This window comes from Paenibacillus sp. MMS20-IR301 (assembly GCF_032302195.1).
In the GTDB taxonomy this organism is placed as follows: Bacteria; Bacillota; Bacilli; order Paenibacillales; family Paenibacillaceae; genus Paenibacillus_AQ.
Window position 1 is genome coordinate 5,523,040 of record NZ_CP135275.1, and the last position, 21,097, is coordinate 5,544,136.

Below are 21,097 nucleotides of genomic sequence, written 5' to 3' on the forward strand. Positions count from 1 at the left end.
AATGTCATTTATTTCTATGCATTTCTTCAATTTTGGCCTATAGCCCTTAAATTAAGTGCTGTTTATCCACCTGCTGTTTGAGATAGGTTTTTCCGTTCATTAGCAAGTGGAGAAAATCCACCTAATTCCGGTCACCGCCCATGCTGGTTCCGGAGTGTCCCGCATTTTAGGCATTGTATAGATTCCTAGTCAAAAATAAAAACAAGCGGCAGCACGTCCGCTTGTTTTTGTTATATTTACTGATCCGCTCCAGTCACCTGCTGCCTCAGCGGAAGGTAATAGCACATTTCTGCATCAACATTTAGTTCCACTTTGTACACTTCTATCATGTTCATGTAGTGGATACGGTCACTAATCTTTATTTCAAAACAGGTGCTGTCCCAATCCGCAATAGGTGCTACTTCATCCCGGTGCCCGGGCAGCCAAATCTCCTTAATATAGGCTTGGGCGGATTTCATGCCGTTGCCCGCCCCTTCATTACCGCCGACCAGCTCCTCTGCAGAGCTTGCCCGGAATGTAATACTGGCGAACTTGGTCAGTCCGGTGTCGATGCCTGCCAGCCCTTCGGGCAGATCATCCAGCGACTTCACCTGACAGCCGAAAAAATAGTCATAATGCTCAGCATTCCCTCCGGAGAATCCCACCTCTGTATAGGGGGCACACCGGTCCATCATTTGTGCTTTATAATGCGCGTGATAATGGTCAATGTTGGCGAAATTAGGATACGAGCTTATGGGCACACCTGCAAGCTTGAGACTCTCAGGATATTCAATAATATCCATGCGGTATTCAATATTTTTGTAGCTTTGGAATCTGTTTTCCGCCTTTTTCTCAACCGAGCTGATAATATCGGGCTTCACGGCAGGACGATAACCTTCAGGAGTACCATTTGTTTTTGGGGCCGGATTCATCGCACACGCTCCTCAACTGTATTTATGCTGCATACCCTGATTGTAGTTTGAATACCTCCGGCCGTATTATCATTGTCTGCCAATTTTATATAAGACTTCATCCCGATATGTCCGTGTCCCGTACCGCCGGAAGCATCAAACACCGTGAATACCTGTGCCCTGCTCTCTCTATTCAAGCCATGCTCCTCAACCCACCCTGCCAAAACCGCTTCCTCACCTCTGCGGTTCCCCTGACTGGTTCCTTCCAGCACAGCATATAAACCTCCGGGAACCTCCAGCACCGAAATGCTGCCGTCATCCGGAACATACCGGTGCTCATGAAGCACGATTCCGCAGGTGCAGCAGTCATGCCCGCCTGAAACATAATATTCCTTCTGTGTCTCCAGCAGATAGGGGTATTGCTTCGCCAGAAACTCCGTTAACACCTCGGCTGCCGCTTTCTCTGCATGACTACCGCGCTGCGCCGCAATGAGAAAAAGCCGGTCCGGGCAGGTCTGTATGGAGATAGCCGGGTAATCCGCACTAAGCCTGATGGGAAGATGCAGAACAAGCCTCCGGATCTTGCCTTTTCTGAGCACATAGGCTTCGAAATAAGGCAGGTTCTCCTGTTCGAACATGCTGATCTTCATCCAATGGCTGTACAAATAATTCCACGCCTGATTAATGTCTGCCTCCGCATTGTTCACAATAGTTGTAGCATATAGCTGCTCTACCGGCGGTGTTATTCGATGAATGGCCAGCCCCTGGGAGCCGCGGACCCGCTCCAGGGTCTCCCTGCAATACTCCACCTGCAGTTCATAGCAAAACCGCTTGCCCGCCTGCTTCTCATTCCGGCCAAGCAGCAAGCCGTTATATTGCGGGAGTATGGAGAGCAGGGCCTGAACGGCCCGGTCTTCTATTCCCGCCAGCTGATTGCCGAAATAATGGACAGCTATCATGGAGGGGATCCGCACCGTCTTCACTTCGACCTGCATCGGCATTGCAGTGTTAAAGACAGGGAAATAATAATGGACCGTGCCCGCTTTGTAGGCCGTGGGTGTCATGTTCAATAAGGCCTTTACCGTTCTGCAAAAGGCAGCCTGTGAGCTATAGCCGCAGGCATATACGACCGATGCCGGCTCCATATCTGAATACTTTATCAAATGCAGCGCCTTAGATAACCGACGTCTGCGTATATATTCATACACCGGATGGCCTGTCAGGCTGTAGAAATCACGATAGAGCTGACGTGGAGAAACATAACATTCTCCGGCAATTTGCTCCACACTTACATCCTCTCCCAGGCGTTCTTCGATGATGGCTATTGCCTTTTTCAAATACAATTTAGTGGTTATGGCCGTCAACACCCATTCCCCGCTCTCGTAAAAGCTGTATTCAGCAGACTGGAGCTATACCTGGTGGGAGCTTACCATAAGTTTACTAAGCTGTCTGTGATGGAGTGCGGAGGCCCTAATACAATGCCCGCCACAAATAAAAGGTGGCGTAAGCCTCCCAGCCCTGCCACGGCCGGGCCAGCTCAAGCAGCTCCGCCGGCGTAGGCTTGCGGTCCAACCCGGTCAGGAATTTGACCACGTTCTGTAGCCCGACATCGCCTACAGGGAAGGACGAGGCATCCCGCAGGCAGCGCATGCGGACATATTGCGAGGTCCACGGGCCGACCCCGCGGATCTCAAGCAGCCGCTGCTCGGCGGCTGCCGGGGACGGGAGCGCAAGCAGGTCTTCCCGGCTTAATTCGCCGCCGGCAATCAGCGCGGCAACCTCAAGCACTGTACACGCCTTGCTGCGGGTCAGCTGCAGCCTGCACAGCTCTTCGGCCTGCACCTCCGCGAAGACCTCCGGCCTCGGGAACTGGTAATAGGTCTGACCTTCCCGTTCCAGCGACTCCCCGTATTCTGCGGTCAGCCGCTGCTTCAGCGTATAGGCGAACGCCAGATTCACCTGCTGCCCGAGAATCGCCCAGCATAACGCTTCGAACAGATCGGGAATGCCGACGATCCGCAGTCCGTAATGCAGGCTTACGAGCGGCCGGAGCAGCGAATCAGCTTCCGCCAGCTTATAGAATGGAGCCAGATCACGGTCCAGATCGAGCCATTCCACAATATAGCGGGCCAGCCCTTCCAGCGAATCTGTTCCGGGGACAGTCCCGTGCAGCAGCGATACACTCAGCCGGTGCCCCTCAGATACAGTCAGCCGGATCAGCACCGGTTCTTCCTCCAGCCTGAACATCCGGGTAATCCCCGCTTCATCCGTGCGGAACAGGCATTCCAGCGGCGAGCGGTTCATGTATTCCAGACAGGCATTCATGTTGAAATCCTCCGGCAGCGGCAGCTCAAAAAGCAAATCGTTCATGTCCCGCCGCCTTCACATGCAGAATGCCTTCCAGCTGAAGCAGCTCCTGCTTCAGCTGCAGCCCGCCCCGGTAGCCGGTCAAGGTACCATTTGTGCCGATCACCCGGTGGCAGGGCACAATGACCGGCAGCGGGTTCTGGCCGTTGGCCGTGCCGACCGCACGCATTGCCTGCGGCCTGCCAATCCGCTCCGCCAGCTCCTTGTAGGTAGCTGTCTTACCATACGGAATGGTAAGCAGCCCCCGCCAGACCTCCTGCTGGAACGGCGTGCCCCACAGGTCGAGAGCCAGGCCGCTGAAGTCCACCGCTTCTCCGGCGAAATAACGCTGCAGCAGCGCGGTAGCTCCAAGCTGCTCAAACCTCTCTCTATCCTCCTGCAGTCTGCCGGCTGGAGCATACTGCTTCAGCCAGGCTGCGGGCAGTCTTCCTTCATCCTGCGGGTAAGTCAGGCGGATCAGCCCCTTATCACTGGCCCACAGGGTCCAGTCTTTATCCCCGAGCGTCAGGGTCTGATAATATATCGTGCTCTTGCCTTGATTCTGACTATACTTCCGGCTCTGATTCATGATCATTACCTCCTTCATTATGCTTAGAACGGTATTCGGTCGGCGGCAGGCCTGTCTTCTTCGCGAACCAGGCTGCGAAGTGGGAGGGGCTGCGGAAGCCTACGGCCCGGCCGACATCTGCAATAGCGGAATCTGTCCCGGCCAGCAGCCTGCAGGCTTCACCCGCCCGCAGCTCCTCCAGTCTGGCCGCAGGCGACTGGCCGGTTACCCGCTTGTATGTCCGCTGCAGGTGAAACGGGCTCACCTTCAGCTCTCCAGCCAGCGACTGCAGCGTCAGCTTGCGTGACAGCTGGCCTTGCATCAGGCTATCGGCCTGCGCCGCCAGCACGGCGTCCGGCCGGAGAATGCCGCCTTCGTCGGGGCGGCATCTTTTGCAGGGGCGGAAGCCTTCACGTACAGCTTCCTGCAGAGAGCCGTAGAACACCACGTTCGCTGCCTTCGGCGTTCTCGCCCGGCAGGAGGGCCGGCAGACAATATGCGTGGTCAGCACCGCTGTATAATACACACCATCATAGGTCGGCTCGCGCCGGACCACCGTGTCATAAATACGCTCAAATAATTGTTGATCCATTCCAGCATCACCTCATACCGCCAGTATAAACGATTACTTTCGGCTTATGCAGCATACCGGAACAGGAGAGCAAGATTACGACAGTGGATTATTCTGCAGCAGAGCCGGGTACCACTCCTTCCTCACTCTCCCGGCACCTTACCGGCCGGAACCGCTCCTCCAGAATCCGCAATCCTGTTTTTCAACCGGACAGCCTGATTTATGACAAAATTAACACCCATAATCTGGAGGATCATGTTAATATCTCACCATAAACCATTTAACCGACAGACAGTCGGTCGGTAAGCTAATCACAGGGAGAATCAACCATGAGAATTGTCAAAGAAGCCGAAGCCCGCAGAAATGAAATCCTGGATGCCGCACAGGAGCTGTTCGGCCGGAAGGGCTTCGACGGTACCAGCACGGGCGATATTCTGGCTAAGGTCGGGATTGCCCGGGGAACGCTCTACTATCACTTCAAATCAAAGGAGGATATTATGAATGCGTTAATTGAGCGGTACAGCGCAAGTATTCTGGGCGCCGCGCAGGACATTGCCCGGGACACCAGCATCCCCGTCCTCGAGCGGATTCTCCGCGTTATCATGGCATTGAACATCAGCAGCGGAGACGACAGCGGCAGCAGCAAGGAAATTATGGAGCATATCCATAAGCCGCAGAACGCATTGATGCACCAGAAGATCCAGAAGGTCATTATTAGCGGAGTTCCGCCGGTTCTGGCAGACATCATCCGTGAAGGCATCCGGCAAGGAATATTCAATACGCCTTATCCGTATGAATGCATGGAGATGATCGTGATTTATGCGAATACGATTTTTGACGGGGATCTGGTTGAACTGACGGAAGAGGCGAGGATGTCGCGTGTAATCGCGTTTATCTCCAATGCAGAGCGGCTGCTCGGTGCTGAGCAAGGAAGCCTGATAAGTGTGATGCAGATGTTCGGCAGCGGGGCCGGGGCCGGCCATGACTAATCCGCAGAAGGCATTCCATAAGTTTCTGCTGCTGTGGTCGGGGCAGTTCATTTCTGCCATCGGCAGCGGTCTCACCGCGTTCGGTCTGGGGGTGTATGTGTTTCAGCAGACCGGCAAAGCTTCAGCGATGGCTCTTGTCACCCTGCTGGCCTTCATGCCTTCGCTTCTTCTGAGTCCCGTAGCCGGAGTACTCGCCGACCGTTATGACCGCAGGCTGCTCATGATGCTGGGCGACGGCCTGTCCGCGACAGGACTGCTGTTCATCCTGGTCTGCCTCCTCCGCGGAGAAGCAGGGCTGTGGCAGATTTGTGCCGGAGTGACTATAAGCTCTGTATTCTCCTCTCTGCTTGATCCGGCGTACAAAGCTACGGTGACTGATCTGCTGGCCGAGGAGCAGTACACGAAGGCAAGCGGCTTTGTTCAGGTGGCCGGCTCAGCCAAATATCTGATTTCACCTGTCGTTGCAGGATTTCTGCTGCTGGTGTGGGATGTCAGGCTGCTGCTGATCATCGACATCTGCACTTTCGGGGTCACCGTGACCTCCACGCTCGCGGTTCGCAGGGGCCTGTCCTCCAAGCCGAAGGAAGCGGCACCCTCCTTCATCCGGGAATTCCAGGAAGGCTGGCGTGCACTTTCGGCCAGCAGAGGGGTGCTGGTACTGGTGGTCACAACATCGGTAATGACTTTTTTTCTCGGGATCATAGAGACTCTATCCATGCCAATGATCCTTACTTTTGCAGACAGCGCTGCGCTAGGCACACTGGAGACCGTCATCGCTTCAGGGATGCTGGCATCAAGTGTCGTTATAGGCTTGCTGCCGATTAAACGGGGCTTTGTGCGCATTCTGTCAGTTTCCCTTTTTTGCCAGGGCCTGTTCATGATGGTATTCGGACTGCGTGAAAACATGCTCCTGCTGGGCCTTTCGGGCTTCCTCTTCTTCGCCATGCTGCCGTTCACCAACACCTCCCTCGATTATCTGGTCCGCACCAATATAGATAATTCTGTGCAAGGCCGGGTCTGGTCCCTGATCGGTCTGGTCTCCCAGCTTGGTTTTGTTGCTGCTTACACCCTGGCCGGTGTGCTGGCTGATTATGTGTTCACTCCCTTACTTGTTGCAGGCGGATCCCTCGCGGGCAGTGTGGGCAGGGTCATTGGTACAGGGGATGGACGGGGGATGGGACTGCTCATTATCATCGCCGGATCGCTGCTTAGCGGAGCCTCGGTTGTACTGTATAACCTGAAATCAATCAAACAGCTTGAGAACAGGGGTGACTTATGTACTTCAGACTGATCCGGAATGAGCTCGGTGCAAGCAAGCTGATTACCTTGACTACTACGATATTCATCGCTGCCGCGGCTATGCTGGTATCGCTGTCCGCCATCCTTGTCGTCAATCTTACAGGGGCAATTGATAACCTCATGACAGAGGCGCGGACACCACATTTCATGCAGATGCATTCCGGTAAGCTCGATACGGCGCGTTTTACGGCTTTTGCGGAGCAGAATGATAAGATTGCTGACTTTCAGGTGCTTGATTTCCTTAATATTGAAGGTTCACGGATTGTGATTAACGGGAAGACGCTGGCAGGCAGCGTTCAGGATAACGGCTTCAGCATGCAGAGCGGGAAGTTTGACTATCTGCTTGATTTTGACGGAAAAATTGTAACCCCGGCGGACGGGCAGCTGTATGCTCCGGTAGCCTATATGAAGGACGGGACGGCCAGGACAGGCGACACTGCGGTGGTAGACGGCAAAACGTTCACTATCGCAGGTTTCGTTCGTGATTCCCAGATGAATTCACTGCTCGCCTCCTCCAAAAGATTCCTCGTGAGCGCAGGGGATTACGCTGCCATACAGCACTCCGGAAGTACTGAATACCTGATAGAGTTCAGGCTCAAGGACTACTCCATGATCGGCGCCTTTACTGATGAGTACACCGCAGCCGGACTTGAGGCCAACGGGCCTACGCTGACTTACCCCCTGTTCCGGATGCTGAATGCCATTTCCGACGGGCTGATGATTGCGGTTATTCTGCTGGTTAGCGTGCTGGTGGTTGCTATTGCCCTATTGTGCATACGCTTTACGCTTCTGGCGGCCATCGAGAGCGATTACCGGGAGATTGGCGTGATGAAGGCTGTCGGCATGCGGGTCTCTGATCTGAAGAAGCTCTATCTGGCAAAATACACCGTAATAGCAGCTGCAGGCTGTACTCTCGGCTATGGAATCTCTCTCGCGTTCAAAGATCTGCTGCTGAACAACATCCGGTTATCCTGGGGCGAAAGCACGCATGTTTATCTCCCGCTGCTCGTTGGCATAACCGGAGTACTGCTTATTTTCCTTGCCGTTACCGCTTATGTAAGCCGGGTGCTGAGACGCTTCCGGTCCATCTCTGCCGCCGATGCTGTCCGTTTCGGGACTCCGCAGGAGAAAGCCGCAGGAGCCAAGGTTCTTCCCCTGAGCGGAACCAGGCTGCTGGACACGAATCTGTTCCTCGGCATCAAGGATGTTCTGGCCCGCAAACGCCTGTATGGGACAATGCTGGCCGTGCTGGTCATCTCCACCTTCATTATTATCGTTCCGCTGAACCTGTATCACACGATATCTTCGCCGGGCTTCATCACTTATATGGGTATAGGACGCACTGATTTGCGCCTTGATTTGCAGCAGACCGGCAACATCCCCGGGAAGGCAGCGGACATTGCCAAGACCATGCAGGAAGACCGGGATATAGCGAAATACACCGTACTTACGACAAAAAGCTTCCCGCTAACCGCTGACGGGTCTATGAAGCGGCTGAAGGTGGAACTTGGCGACCACTCGGTATTCCCGGTAGCCTATTCCTCCGGCCGGGCGCCTGCCGCAGAGGATGAGATCGCCCTTTCGGCAATGAATGCCGGGGAGCTGGGCCTGCAGGCTCAAGATACCCTGACGCTGACCGTCAACAGGCAGAAGAGAGCCCTCACGGTAAGCGGAATCTACTCTGACATTACCAATGGCGGCAAGACGGCTAAAGCTGTTTTCACCGATAACGCTGCGGATACCATGTGGTCTGTTATTTTTGCCCAGCTCACCGATCCGTCCCTTGTCAGCGGTAAAGTGCATGAATATGCGTACAGCTTCAACTACGCCAAGGTTTCGGATATCAATGAATATATTACGCAGACCTTCGGCACCACTATAAACTCTGTCAAAGCGGCCTCCCGGATGGCCATGATTGTGCTGCTGGCGGTCAATATACTGGTCACCCTGTTGTTTATGAACCTGCTGATTGCCAAGGACCGCTACTCCATTGCCGTCATGAAAGCCTGCGGCTTCACCAATGCCGATTTGCGGACCCAGTATTTCGCACGCTCCCTCTTTGTACTCCTGATAAGTATCGTTCTGGGCACGATTCTCGCGAATACCCTCGGAGAGCTGCTTGCAGGCGCGCTTATTGCTTCTTTCGGTGCAGCCTCATTCACATTCATTGTTCATCCGCTGTCAGCTTATGTGCTGTGTCCGCTCATGATCTCAGGCTCAGTGCTCATTGCCACGCTGACAGGCACCTCAGGAGCAGGACGAATTCAAATATCTGAGAATATTAAGGAGTAGATTACGCGATGACGACGAAGACGCTGATTAGCGGAACTAATATAGTGAAGCAGTACGGCCAGGGCGGTGAACTGCGTAATGTGCTTGACGGCGTGTCCGTGGCAATCGGTGAAGGTGAATTCGTATCCGTGATGGGTCCGTCAGGCTCAGGGAAATCGACACTGCTGTTCGCAATGAGCGGCATGGACAGGATTAACGGCGGGCAGGTTGCTTTTGAAGGCAGGGATTTATCGGCACTCAAGGAGGATGAGCTGGCCGATCTGCGCCGGACCCGGATGGGCTTTGTGTTCCAGCAGCCGACGCTGCTGAGGAACCTGAGTATTCTGGATAATATCATTCTCCCGTCGCTGCGGGATAACCGGAAACAGGTGAAGTCCATCACGGCCAAAGCCGTTACGCTTATGGCCCAAACCGGCATCGAGGGGCTGGAGAAACGGAAGATTACCGGAGTCTCGGGCGGACAGCTGCAGCGGGCAGGCATCTGCCGTGCGCTAATGAACAATCCGCAGATTATATTTGGGGATGAGCCGACCGGCGCGCTTAACCTCCAGGCTGCCCAGGACATTATGGACCTCTTCGCCCGTATTAATGCGGAAGGTACAGCGGTTATGCTGGTCACTCATGATGCTAATATTGCCGTCAGGACAGAGCGCATCCTGTTTATGCGTGACGGCCGGATTGTAAGCGAGCTGCGGCTGCCGGAATACACCGGAGCAGATACGGAGGGACGGATGAATAAGATTACGGCCAGGCTGCGGGAGCTGGGGATATAGTGTTTGGGATTACTGGATTATGTAGCCTGATTTATATATATTGGTGAAAAAGATAAATTCCGGCGGTGAACAAGGAGGATATACGTATGATGCATTTAGGAGCACGGAATATTAGTGTAATTACATTATTTGCCGAGGATCTGCCAGGCACAATGACGTTCTATTAGGAGGTCTTCAGCCTTACACCGGTATATACCGATGAGGTATCAGCTGTCTATAATTTCGGCAACATGAGCATCAATCTGCTGCAAGTATCCGAAGCCCCCGGGCTTATTACCCCTGCAGCAGTCGCCAGCCGCGAGTCCGGTTCACGGTTTCAATTCACGATCCGCGTAGAGGATGTGGATGCGGTCTGCAATGAGTTAAGTTTACGCGGTGTAAGTCTGCTGAACGGACCGATGAACCGCCCCTGGGGCATCCGTACGGCCAGCTTCGCGGACCCTGCCGGCCATATTTGGGAAATTGCGCAGGAGCTGGATTAGCTTAGAATCTGCATAGACAACTCAAAGCATTCCCGGTCAGGAACCGCTCTGCCGGTTCCCCTACAATGAATTATGAAAGGAGATGACGTTATGGAGACGATCCGGCTGCTGCAGCAGGCCATTGATTATGTGGAACACAATTTGCAATCTGCTATTGAAGTGGAGGATATTGCGCAAGCAGCAATGACCTCGAAATATCATTTCCAGCGGATGTTTCATGCCTTGACAGGCTTCACCGTTACTGAATATGTACGTAACCGGCGGCTGACGCTGGCAGCGGAAGAACTGGCCGGAAGTGACGGCAAGGTGATTGACATCGCGCTTAAGTATGGTTACGAAACGCCGGAGTCCTTCACCAAAGCGTTCCAGCGGATGCATGGGGTTACCCCGCACACTGCGAAGAAAATGAACGTGAAGCTGAGATCCTTCTCTAAGCTCTCCTTTCAAATTCAAATTAAAGGGGAAACTGAAATGAATTACAGAATTGCCGAAGAAGAAGCGTCCATCGTGATTGGACAAGATATGATTATCCACAAGGATGAATACGCAGAAATCCCTGCGTTCGGGGAGAAGATCTGGAAGGACGGCACACATGACCGGATTAATGAATTAGCAGGAAGACCTGCAGGTTCGCTGCTGTTCGGCTATCTCTTCGACTTCAGCGAGGACGGGACGAGGCGTTATCTGATGGGAACCACGCTGCCGGAGGGACAAGAGCCGCCGCAGGAGCTGGTAACCCTGGCTGTTCCCGGCGGGACCTATGCGGTATTCGATATCCGTGAAACCATGCCGGAGGATGCCGAGATCGGGCTTGGAATCCAGAATGTGTGGCGGAGAATCTACTCCGAATGGTTCCCTTCAGCAGCCTTTGAGCAAGTGGAAGGGCCGTGCATCGAGAAATACTTCTGGACGGATGACAGCAAGGAAGAAGCGGTCTGCGAGGTCTGGATTCCTGTGGGCAAAAAATAAAAACTTCTTCCTTAAATCGTATTTTGCAGAACCCTCTGATGCCGGCGGGTTCTTTTTCTGCATATTGCTGGAACTTCCCGGACATTTAGGGGACCGGGTACACAAAAATGATATAATGGACAGAACGATTCAACAAATGCCAGTAATAAAGAATCTGCCACAGGAGAACGATAGCGATGCAGCCAAATCATTCCATGGATAATGCCGCGTGGGACCATCTCATTGCGGAGGTAGCCCATCTTTTTGATGACCTGACCCTTAAACGGGGATTTCAATATTATAAGCAGAAGCGCGTCCAGGCTTTCCGAATGATTACCGGACAGCGGATTATGTCGCTGGTCGAGGGCAGGGAGGATTACGCGGTTACGCTGGAGCTGGATCATCTGCAGCAGAGCCATTGCGATTGTCCGGTATCCGGTCCCTGCAAGCACATGGTTGCTGTACTTATGCGCTATGCGGAGCTCCAGGGCAGGCCGGTCCATTCGATCGCTAATGCCAAGGGGCTAATAGATACACCTAGAATCCGCAAAGCCGAACCTTCCGTTCCCGGTGTTCCGCAAGGGCAGAATGAACAGCTGAAGAAGCTTGCCGCGCTTGTTCCGGAGGGTACACTGCAGCAGTGGCGTGAATATATAACGCTGGTCCTGACACCCCTGGCCCATACGGTGCGGAATCCGCAGTATGCAGACCGTGCTCTGGCCGCCATTGCCGGAGCCCAGCCGAAGCTTCCACCCGCCGCCGCCATGCTGTTCAAGCTTCAGGCCCATCTGGCGGTGCTGGAAAGCCTGGTGAAGCCCGGCCAGGCCCTCACAGCAGGCCTCTCTTCGCTCGGTTATTCTGTCGGTTATTATACCTCTATTGCCATCTCCGAGCTGCAGAATAGAATTACGGATATGATGAAGCAGCCTCTGCCGCTGGCCGCTGCCCCGGAAGAGTGGCCGAGAGTATATGATACCATTGCCTATCTGCGCAAGGAGATGCTGACAGAAACCCGTGACCGTTCACGGGATCAGCCTTATTTCTCCTCGTGTTATGCCTTGCTGTGGAATCACTGGATTACACCGAATTTAAGCGGTCCGGAGCTGTATACCGAAGAGCTTAAGCAGCTCCAGCTGACCAGCGGCAGCCTGAATAAAGCCTCTTCCCCCCAGCCGCTGCTGCTGGCCGAAGCCCGGATGTATTATCTGCTGAAGGATGATGCTGCCGCCCGGGAACGGCTGCGCCTCGCCGGGGAGCGGCCCGGCCTGCATCCGGAGGAGCTGCTGGGCTTCATCCTACCCCTTGCGGAAACCAGGCAGTGGACACGCCTTACAGAGTGGCTCGCTGAAATCGGGCCGCTGCTCGGAGGCCGGCTGTATAATCTTCATGAGTATGCAGGTTACTGGGATGACGCGGTCCGCCATCTGCCTGAAGCGGAGACGCTAATGTGGGACACACTGTCCGGCATGCTGCCGCTCTCGCGTGAAATCTACGACGAGCAGCTGCTGGCCTATGGCAAATGGCAGGAATGGATGGATGTGCAGCTGTCCACCGGCAAGGAGCCGGGAGATTTCCGGGTCAGCGACCTGCAGCCGGTCGAGAAGCATGCACCGGAGCTGCTGTTGCCGTTCTACCATCAGGCAGTGGAACGATTCGTTCTGGAGAAGAACCGGCCTAGCTACAAAGCAGCCGTGAAGCTGCTGAAGCGCCTCTCCAAGCTGTATAAGAAGCTGAAACGCGAGGAGCGCTGGGAGGCCTTCCTCGAAGCCTTCACTTCCCGGAACAGCCGGCTGCGTGCGCTTCAGGAGGAGCTGCGGAAAGGAAAACTGATCCCATGAACTTATATACAAGCAATATTACCGTCCAGCTCCTCTTAAGCCAGTATGGCGATGCGCTGATCTACGGCGTGGATGGACGGGACGACTATATTCCCGGTGTCCAGCTTAAGCAGAAGCTGTTCGCCTGGCATGAAGACTCCTTCTATGGTACAGAATTAACGACCCAAAAAGCCGATGAAGTTGAACTGGTTGTCCTCCCTGCAGAGCAGGTGATCCCCTTCTTCGCTGACCTGCGGCTGCTCCGTCATGTGAGCTGGAGCTGGCAGGGCGAAGCTGTGTCTTTGACCCGGCTGGCCCCGCTGCTGGCAGATCTGCTTGCGGACAAGCAGTACAGCCCCAGCTTATCGGCCTTCCGCGAAGGACAGCTTCAATGGACCTGGGATGCGAAGGCCCTGGAAGCCGCTGCGGCCGCTGACTGGGATGCTGCTGCCGCGCTGCATAACATCGGGGAACGCAGCGGCTTCGCTGAGGGGCTGCGCGCCGCCTTCTCTGCGGCGGTGTTCCAGCGGTATTACGGCACCGAGGCGGAAGCCGGTGACCTGCGCAGTGAATTCCCGCTGCTGTTCAGCGGGAACTGGAGCGCAGCGGCAGGCATGGACGAGGACAGCTGGCTGATGTCCATTGGCTGGAAGGCTGACACCGCGCCGTTCCGGCCGGTGCTGCAGCTGCTTGAGCCTGACGATGAGCTGCCCTACTGGCGGCTCCAGCTGCTCTTGCAGGACAAGCGCGACGAATCCGCGCTTGTGCCCCTGCGGCTCTCCGGGGACGGTGAGCCGCAGGGCTTGTGGCCGGCGCCGTGGACGCCGTACGTCCACGAGCGTGCAGGCGGGTGGCTGTCACGGCTGCGTGACAGCCTTCCGGAGCACATCCGCCGCGGCGCCGATGTGCTGGCTGAGCCGCTGAGCGACGAGGCCGCGTGGCGGTTCCTGACCGTGGACAGCCGGACTCTGCTGGAGGCCGGCTGGCAGGTGCTGCTGCCGGCGTGGTGGGAAGCCGCCAGCCGCAGGAAGCCGCGCCTGCGCGCGAAGATCAGCTCCGCCGAGGGCGGCCGCGGGCAGTCGCTGTTCGGGCTCGATGCGCTCGTCGACTTCGACTGGCGCATCTCCATCGGTGACGCCGACCTCTCCGAGGCGGAGTTCGCGGACCTGGTCCGGCGCGGGGAACGCCTCGTGCAGTTCCGCGGCAAGTGGATTCCGCTGGACCCGGCGCTGCTGGCACAGATCCAGCGGGCCATGGCCGGAATGGACAAATCCCGCGGCTTGTCCTTCCAGGATGTGCTGCAGCTGCACCTGCTGGGCAGCGGTGCAGACGGCGACCCGGAAGAAGCAGCGGCTGAGCGCGCTGAGGAGGAAGCCGCCCGCTTCCGGCTGGAGGTCGAGCTGAACGAGCATCTCGTGCGGCTGATCGGCCAGCTCGGACAGCGCAGTGAGTGGCCGAAGCCGGAGGTTCCAGCCGGCCTGCGTGCCGAACTGCGCAGCTACCAGCACGAAGGCTATGCCTGGCTGCTGTTCCTGCGCCGCCTCGGCCTTGGCGCTTGCCTGGCTGATGACATGGGACTCGGCAAGACGGTGCAGCTGATCTCCTACCTGCTCCACATGAAGGAGCAGGAGGCTGAAGCTGCTGCTTCCGGCACGGCAGCGGCACGGCGGCAGACAGACCCGCCCGGCTGGCCTTCGCTGATCATCTGTCCGACCTCTGTGCTCGGCAACTGGCAGAAGGAGCTGCAGCGCTTCGCCCCTTCCCTGAAGGTTATGCTGCATTACGGCAGCAGACGGCTGGATGCCGGGTATTTCTACGGCGCTGCTTCGCAGGCGGATGTAGTTCTGACCTCCTACGCCACCGCTGCGCTGGATCAGGAGCTGCTGAAGCAGTTCACTTGGTCTTCCATATGCCTGGATGAAGCACAGAATATTAAGAATGCCGGAACCAAGCAGTCCGCAGCCGTGCGCAGCTTCCCGGCCCTGCACCGGATTGCCTTAACCGGTACGCCGATTGAGAACAAGCTGTCTGAGCTGTGGTCCATCTACGATTTCATTACGCCGGGATATCTGGGCAGCTCCAAGGGATTCCAGGACCGGTTCGCGAATGCGATTGAGAAGGAGCGGAATGCCGAGCGGACCGCTGATTTACAGCGCCTGGTCAAGCCGTTCATGCTGCGCCGCAAAAAGAAAGATCCGGCCATTCAGCTGGATCTGCCCGATAAAAACGAAATGAAAACCTATATTAATCTGACGGCAGAGCAGGCCGCGCTCTACGACCAGAACGTTAACAGCCTGCTCGAACGGATGCAGAAGCTCGAGGGGATTGAGCGCAAAGGGGCCATTCTGGCTGCCTTGACCAGCCTCAAGCAGCTATGCGACCATCCGGTGCTGCTCACTAAGGAGGCAATGCCGGAACCGGATGACGGCGGCACCCTTGATACCGCCGCCCTGATCGAGCGCTCTGCGAAGCTGGAGCGGCTGCTGGCGATGATCCGCGAGCTGCGTGAGGAGAATGAGCGCTGCCTGATTTTCACCCAGTACATCGGTATGGGCAACATGCTGCAAGCCGTGCTTCAGCAGGAATTACAGGAACCTGTGCTATACCTGAACGGCAGCACCCCGAAGAGCACCCGTGACCGCATGATCGAGCGGTTCCAGGCTCCGGCAGTGCGGGCGGAAGAAACAGCTTCAGGAGATACCTCTGGACAGCAGCCGTTCTCTCCTTCGGATCAGCCGAATGTGTTCATCCTTTCGCTCAAGGCAGGCGGCGTCGGTCTTAACCTGACAGCTGCCAACCATGTCTTTCACTTCGACCGCTGGTGGAATCCGGCCGTTGAGAATCAGGCGACAGACCGTGCTTACCGCATGGGCCAGACCCGCGATGTACAGGTGCATAAGTTCATCTCACTCGGCACGCTGGAGGAGAAGATCGACGAGATGCTGGAGAGTAAGCAGCAGCTGAGCGATGATGTAATCTCCGGCTCCGAGGGCTGGATCACCGAGCTGTCTACGGATGCGCTGAAGGATCTGTTCACGCTGCGCCGCGAATGGGTCGGTTAATCCAGACTATTCCAGGCTCACCATTGCTCAGACATGCTGAAGGCCGCCGCCAGGGTATCCTTCCCGGCAAGCGAGCTGACTACCAGGGTAAGCGGCTCCTCCTGCAGATCGTATAAGAGCAGCTGATCCAGCAGATTTACTGCAACATTCTGGTAAGCGCCGGCTATGCCGGAGCCGATTCCCTGAGCGATAACCTTGCCGCCCGTAACTGATGTACAGGTATAATTCACTTGCAGTGCGGTTTCTGTAACGGGGATAGCTGTGGTAGGCGTAGGATAATTGACAAAGGCCCCGTTCACGGATCCGCCGGCAATGATTTTATAGCGGATAGGCGTGGAAGCCAGGATCTCGACTCCGTCTGCCCGGATCTCTGAAGTTACCGCTTCAGGAATCGTCATTACGGGGCTCCGCCGGAAGCTGATCGCTGCGAAATCAGCAGCAGTAACGGCAATATTATCCCGGAACTCTGAGGTAATCCGGCTTACTTCAATCCGCTCCAGCGGAACCGGGATCCAGACACCTGCACTGTCAATCAGAAATACTTTTATCCGGATTTGTTCCTGCGTATATACTACATTGAACTGGAAAAATGATTCGACAATATTATAGGTTCTGCTGATGACCTCCCGGTAATTGAGCTCAAATAACTCCTGGGCAAACAGCAATCCCGGACTTACATCATTGTTCAATCCCGTGAGATAGACCACACCTCTGGAGGTGCCGTTGTTCACTACCTTCACTACAGCTTGGCTGATCGGCCCCGCTCCCGGGTTAGGATTAACGGTCAGCATGTTGGTTGTCAATACAGGCACAGCTTAGCACCTCCTATTAAAGCTATTTCATATATACTATGCAAAGAAAATATAGAAGTTTCTGGTTGATTGGCCGGTCAGGCACGAGTGGGCCCTCAGCGGTTTCCGTAACTGGGGGTTGTTGCCATATGTTTTATCCTGTGCTAAAATCAACTTAACTTTTTTAGAACGGAGGGTTGCGTGTGATAGACTATATCCGGATTCGTACTTTACGCGGCTAATTACATTTGTATAGCGCGAAAGCTCTGCCCTGTGCAGAGGACTCAGGATAGGTCTGTCCATTAAAGGCAACCCATGCAACTCCCTCTAGAATACCTAAGCAATCGGAAGCCCGTGCAGTAGTGCAGCGGGGAGAATAAGAATGATTTGTTCGGCAAGTTCGGCAGTGTTGAACATTCTTATTCAGGCTACAGGACTGTGTCCTCTGCCGGTTGTTGCTTCATGGTTATTCTGCGGGAGTCCCATAGCTGTTACCCGGTATAACGGCTATTTGGACGCTATTCTGTTGTTCCTCATGCTACTGTTAACACAGGCAGACTGCCTGTGTTTTTTTGTGCCCAATTATAACTATGGAGGTTGATCTATATATGGAATCCCCCGAACAAAAAGCGGTCATCGTCGGTGTCCAGCTGCAGCATGATCAGAACTTTGCTTATTCTATGGAAGAGCTGCGCAATCTGGCAGCTGCCTGTAATATCGGAGTCGTGGCTGAACTCAGCCAGAAATCCAGCCGGATAAATCCCTCGCATTATATCGGAACCGGCAAAATTGAAGAGCTGGCCCGGCTGATGGAGCAGCATGAAGCGCCCGTTGTAATTTTTAATGATGAGCTGTCACCGTCCCAAATCCGCAATCTGGAATCCGCACTGGACGCTCAGGTGATTGACCGGACAATTCTGATTCTGAATATCTTTGCGGAACGGGCAAAAACCAAGGAAGCCCAGCTTCAGGTGGAGGTCGCACAGCTGCAGTATATGCTTCCCCGCCTGACCGGGCTGCGCGCATCCCTGGGCAGACAGGGCGGAGGCGGAGGTGCTGGCCTGAAGAACAGAGGTGCCGGAGAAACGAAGCTGGAGCTCGACCGCAGACGGATTGAAGAGCGGATTACCGCACTGCAGCTGGAGCTGCAAACCCAGGTATCTCGGAGGCAAATCCAGCGGAAACAGCGGCATAAGAATGAGGTGCCCGTAGTCTGTCTGGTCGGCTACACCAATACCGGCAAGTCCAGTCTGATGAACACTCTGGTTGAGACCTATCACCCCGGCTCAAGCAAAGGCGTATTCGCCAAGGATATGCTGTTCGCCACACTGGAGACTTCGGTCCGCAGCATTGCACTGCCTGATCACAAAACCTTTTTGCTGACCGATACCGTCGGCTTCGTCAGCCAGCTGCCCCACCATCTGGTGAAGGCGTTCCGCTCAACGCTGGAGGAGGTAACCGAAGCCGATTTGCTGATCCATGTAGTCGATGCTGCCGATCCGCAGCATGAGCAGCATATGGCCGTAACGGATGAAACCCTGAAGGCGCTGGGCGCTGACGGAATTCCGACCCTGTACGCTTACAATAAGGCAGACCTTACGGATCAGCCTTACCCGCAGGTCGGGGAGAACTCCGTAACCCTGTCCGCCCTGAAGGACCGCGGGATTACCGAGCTGGTTACTTTGATCCGCAGCCGTATTTTTACCGACTATATGCAATGTGAGATACTGGTCCCGTTCGACAAGGGCAGCATTGTATCTTATTTCAACGAACATGCAGACGTACAGTCTGTCAGCTATGAAGAACAAGGCACTCGCCTTAAGCTGGAGTGCCGTGCAGCAGATTATGAGCGGTTCAAGCAGGATTTCGCCCCGCTGCCGCAATAGAATGTGCCCAAAGCAGGCAAGTCGCTGAGCTCAGGCACATGAGGACAGCCCGTGCTTATGTAAAAAGTGCTCCACACTAATTGCTGTGGAGCACTTTTTTTGCTGAGAGAAGTTTATTTACGTTCCTTCAGAGTTACGTCAGTCTGTGCACGGACCACACACTCGGTGCAGCCGCTCCGCTCAGGTCAATAGGAATGGTTAAGCCATCAGCGACATAGAACAAACCGATGACATCTCCCGCATTCAGCGAGAATTCACCTGCCAGTGTTACTGTACCATTGCCCAGAATAGTTCTCAGAGTCAGAACAAGCGCCACATTCACGTTCAGCAGCGGGAACAAACCAGTTACCAGATCGGTTGTAGTGGGAGAGGTTCTGCGTAACACAAATCCCGGATTTACACCTGCACCCAAAGATAAAGTAATTGCAGCGGTTGTAGCATAATTAAGTGTCGCTTCAAATGAATATCTGCCGGTTGCCGGAATTGTGTAGTTACCTGTTGTTTCATTAAAAGTTGCACTATCATAATTCGGTGTAGCCACTGTCCAGCCGGTAAGCTGAGCGCTGGCGGATACTGACAGTGTAGGCAGAGACGCAGAGAAGCCCTCAGTAGCAATATTCGGTCCGGTTTCACCAGTCACCCCAGTCGCTCCAGTTACGCCTGTCGCTCCCGTTACCCCAGCCGCGCCTGCTTCGCCTGTCGCTCCAGTAACACCAGTCACGCCAGTTACGCCTGTTGCTCCAGTAACACCAGTCACGCCAGTCACGCCAGTCACCCCAGTTACGCCTGTTGCTCCAGTAACACCAGTCACGCCGGTTACACCTGTCGCTCCGGTAACCCCAGCCGCGCCTGCTTCGCCTGTCGCTCCCGTTACCCCAGCCGCGCCTGCTTCGCCTGTCACTCCGGTAACCCCAGTCGCACCTGTTCCTCCTGTCGCTCCAGTAACACCAGTCGCACCAGTTACTCCTGTCGCTCCCGTAACCCCAGTCACGCCGGTTACACCTGTCGCTCCGGTAACCCCAGCCGCGCCTGCTTCACCTGTCGCTCCGGTAACCCCAGTCGCACCAGTTACTCCTGTCGCTCCAGTCACCCCAGTCACGCCGGTTACACCTGTCGCTCCAGTTACCCCAGTCGCCCCAGTTGCGCCTGTCGCTCCCGTAACCCCAGCCGCGCCTGCTTCGCCTGTCGCTCCCGTAACCCCAGTCGCACCAGTTGCACCTGTCGCTCCCGTTACCCCAGTCACGCCGGTTACACCTGTCGCTCCCGTAACCCCAGTCGCACCAGTTCCTCCTGTCGCTCCAGTAACCCCAGTCGCGCCTGCTTCGCCTGTCGCTCCAGTTACGCCTGTTGCTCCCGTTACCCCAGTCGCACCAGTTGCACCTGTCGCTCCCGTTACCCCAGCCGCGCCTGCTTCGCCTGTCGCTCCAGTTACCCCAGTCGCACCTGTTCCTCCTGTCGCTCCAGTAACACCAGTCGCACCAGTTACTCCTGTCGCTCCCGTTACCCCAGTTGCTCCAGTTACGCCTGTTGCTCCAGTAACACCAGTCACGCCGGTTACACCTGTCGCTCCCGTTACCCCAGCCGCGCCTGCTTCGCCTGTCGCTCCCGTTACCCCAGTCGCACCAGTTCCTCCTGTCGCTCCAGTAACACCAGTCGCACCAGTTCCTCCTGTCGCTCCCGTAACCCCAGCCGCGCCTGCTTCGCCTGTCGCTCCAGTTACCCCAGTCGCCCCAGTTACTCCTGTCGCTCCAGTTACCCCAGCCGCGCCTGCTTCGCCTGTCGCTCCAGTTACCCCAGTCGCCCCAGTTCCTCCTGTCGCTCCAGTAACACCAGTCGCCCCAGTTGCACCTGTCGCTCCAGTAACACCAGTCGCCCCAGTTCCTCCTGTCGCTCCAGTAACACCAGTCACGCCAGTTGCACCGGTAGCTCCTCCACCAGTTGCGCCTGTTGCCCCAGTCGCACCGGTAGCCCCAGCTTCACCAGCCGCTCCGGTCGCTCCAGTTGCTCCGGTAATACCTGCCGTTTCACCGAGCAGCTCTGCAGATACCAGGCGATGAGCGGTAACCAGTTGCCCGGTGCTGCTCTTGCCCCATACCGAAATCTGGACCGGATCATCTGTAATGCTCGGGGTAGTGAACAGAAATTCAAATGCATCCAGATCAGCATAATAAGTGTTGGTAATCACCTGATTCGGAAGGATATTGATAAATTCACTGACGTACAGATTTCTTGTTCCTCCAAGCATGTAATAGCCTTGAACGGATACTGTCGATGCCGCTGAGTCACTGCGGTTATCAATTTTGACCGTAACCTGTGAGGTCGGTCTAACCCCGCCAACCATATTGTTTTCCAGCGGTCCTGTTGATAAAAAGCTCATCTCTCC

At 55.5% G+C, this 21,097-nt stretch carries 17 protein-coding genes; 10 read left to right on the forward strand and 7 right to left on the reverse strand.

Going from position 1 to position 21,097, the window contains the following annotated elements:
• Nucleotides 1-236: 236 nt before the first annotated feature.
• From LOS79_RS23520 to LOS79_RS23540, 5 genes are all read right to left on the reverse strand, one after another.
• On the reverse strand, nt 237-911 hold the full coding sequence (locus LOS79_RS23520; protein WP_315412762.1) for a hypothetical protein: 675 nt from the start codon (nt 909-911) through the stop codon (nt 237-239).
• The gene (locus LOS79_RS23525) at nt 908-2,227 is read right to left on the reverse strand and encodes a helix-turn-helix domain-containing protein (RefSeq protein ID WP_315412763.1); all 1,320 of its coding nucleotides are present in this window, start codon (nt 2,225-2,227) and stop codon (nt 908-910) included. The genes LOS79_RS23520 and LOS79_RS23525 overlap by 4 nt, the downstream gene beginning before the upstream one ends.
• A 133-nt stretch (nt 2,228-2,360) precedes the next feature.
• Nucleotides 2,361-3,260, reverse strand: coding sequence for a DNA-3-methyladenine glycosylase family protein (locus tag LOS79_RS23530; protein ID WP_315412764.1), 900 nt, complete (start codon nt 3,258-3,260; stop codon nt 2,361-2,363).
• Nucleotides 3,241-3,825 (reverse strand): methylated-DNA--[protein]-cysteine S-methyltransferase, encoded by a 585-nt coding sequence (locus LOS79_RS23535; RefSeq protein WP_315412765.1) that lies wholly within the window; start codon nt 3,823-3,825, stop codon nt 3,241-3,243. Before LOS79_RS23535 ends, LOS79_RS23530 begins: the two co-directional genes overlap by 20 nt.
• Nucleotides 3,803-4,396 (reverse strand): bifunctional transcriptional activator/DNA repair enzyme AdaA, encoded by a 594-nt coding sequence (locus LOS79_RS23540; RefSeq protein WP_315412767.1) that lies wholly within the window; start codon nt 4,394-4,396, stop codon nt 3,803-3,805. Before LOS79_RS23540 ends, LOS79_RS23535 begins: the two co-directional genes overlap by 23 nt.
• 83 nt (nt 4,397-4,479) lie before the next feature.
• Between LOS79_RS23540 and LOS79_RS23545 the strand changes: the two genes are divergently transcribed.
• The 9 genes from LOS79_RS23545 (at nt 4,480) to LOS79_RS23585 (ending at nt 16,037) form a co-directional block, all read left to right on the forward strand.
• The gene (locus LOS79_RS23545; RefSeq protein ID WP_315412769.1) at nt 4,480-4,650 is read left to right on the forward strand and encodes a hypothetical protein; all 171 of its coding nucleotides are present in this window, start codon (nt 4,480-4,482) and stop codon (nt 4,648-4,650) included.
• A 54-nt stretch (nt 4,651-4,704) separates the two neighbouring features.
• Nucleotides 4,705-5,364 carry a TetR/AcrR family transcriptional regulator gene (locus LOS79_RS23550; RefSeq protein ID WP_315412771.1) on the forward strand — a complete coding sequence of 220 codons (660 nt, stop codon included), beginning with the start codon at nt 4,705-4,707 and terminating at the stop codon, nt 5,362-5,364.
• The gene (locus tag LOS79_RS23555) at nt 5,357-6,655 is read left to right on the forward strand and encodes an MFS transporter (protein WP_315412773.1); all 1,299 of its coding nucleotides are present in this window, start codon (nt 5,357-5,359) and stop codon (nt 6,653-6,655) included. Before LOS79_RS23550 ends, LOS79_RS23555 begins: the two co-directional genes overlap by 8 nt.
• Nucleotides 6,640-8,955: an ABC transporter permease gene (locus LOS79_RS23560; protein ID WP_315412774.1), complete on the forward strand. Its 2,316-nt coding sequence runs from the start codon at nt 6,640-6,642 to the stop codon at nt 8,953-8,955. The genes LOS79_RS23555 and LOS79_RS23560 overlap by 16 nt, the downstream gene beginning before the upstream one ends.
• An 8-nt stretch (nt 8,956-8,963) precedes the next feature.
• On the forward strand, nt 8,964-9,728 hold the full coding sequence (locus tag LOS79_RS23565) for an ABC transporter ATP-binding protein (protein ID WP_315412776.1): 765 nt from the start codon (nt 8,964-8,966) through the stop codon (nt 9,726-9,728).
• 230 nt (nt 9,729-9,958) lie between these two features.
• On the forward strand, nt 9,959-10,210 hold the full coding sequence (locus LOS79_RS23570) for a VOC family protein (RefSeq protein ID WP_315412778.1): 252 nt from the start codon (nt 9,959-9,961) through the stop codon (nt 10,208-10,210).
• A gap of 90 nt (nt 10,211-10,300) precedes the next feature.
• On the forward strand, nt 10,301-11,179 hold the full coding sequence (locus LOS79_RS23575) for an AraC family transcriptional regulator (RefSeq protein ID WP_315412780.1): 879 nt from the start codon (nt 10,301-10,303) through the stop codon (nt 11,177-11,179).
• 176 nt (nt 11,180-11,355) lie between these two features.
• Entirely contained in the window at nt 11,356-12,996 is a 1,641-nt protein-coding gene (locus tag LOS79_RS23580; protein WP_315412782.1) for an SWIM zinc finger family protein, read from the forward strand.
• Nucleotides 12,993-16,037 carry a DEAD/DEAH box helicase gene (locus LOS79_RS23585; RefSeq protein ID WP_315412784.1) on the forward strand — a complete coding sequence of 1,015 codons (3,045 nt, stop codon included), beginning with the start codon at nt 12,993-12,995 and terminating at the stop codon, nt 16,035-16,037. The genes LOS79_RS23580 and LOS79_RS23585 overlap by 4 nt, the downstream gene beginning before the upstream one ends.
• A 17-nt stretch (nt 16,038-16,054) precedes the next feature.
• On the opposite strand, the gene LOS79_RS23590 is transcribed toward LOS79_RS23585, so the two are convergent.
• Nucleotides 16,055-16,849 (reverse strand): hypothetical protein, encoded by a 795-nt coding sequence (locus tag LOS79_RS23590; protein WP_315412786.1) that lies wholly within the window; start codon nt 16,847-16,849, stop codon nt 16,055-16,057.
• A 587-nt stretch (nt 16,850-17,436) separates the two neighbouring features.
• On the opposite strand from LOS79_RS23590, the gene hflX reads away from it, so the two are divergent.
• Complete coding sequence (gene hflX, locus LOS79_RS23595; protein ID WP_315422420.1) at nt 17,437-18,714, forward strand: GTPase HflX; 1,278 nt, start codon at nt 17,437-17,439, stop codon at nt 18,712-18,714.
• Between the two features lie 133 nt (nt 18,715-18,847).
• Here hflX and LOS79_RS23600 read toward each other — a convergent pair whose 3' ends face one another.
• On the reverse strand, nt 18,848-21,091 hold the full coding sequence (locus LOS79_RS23600; protein ID WP_315412787.1) for a collagen-like protein: 2,244 nt from the start codon (nt 21,089-21,091) through the stop codon (nt 18,848-18,850).
• Between the last annotated feature and the right edge of the window lie 6 nt (nt 21,092-21,097).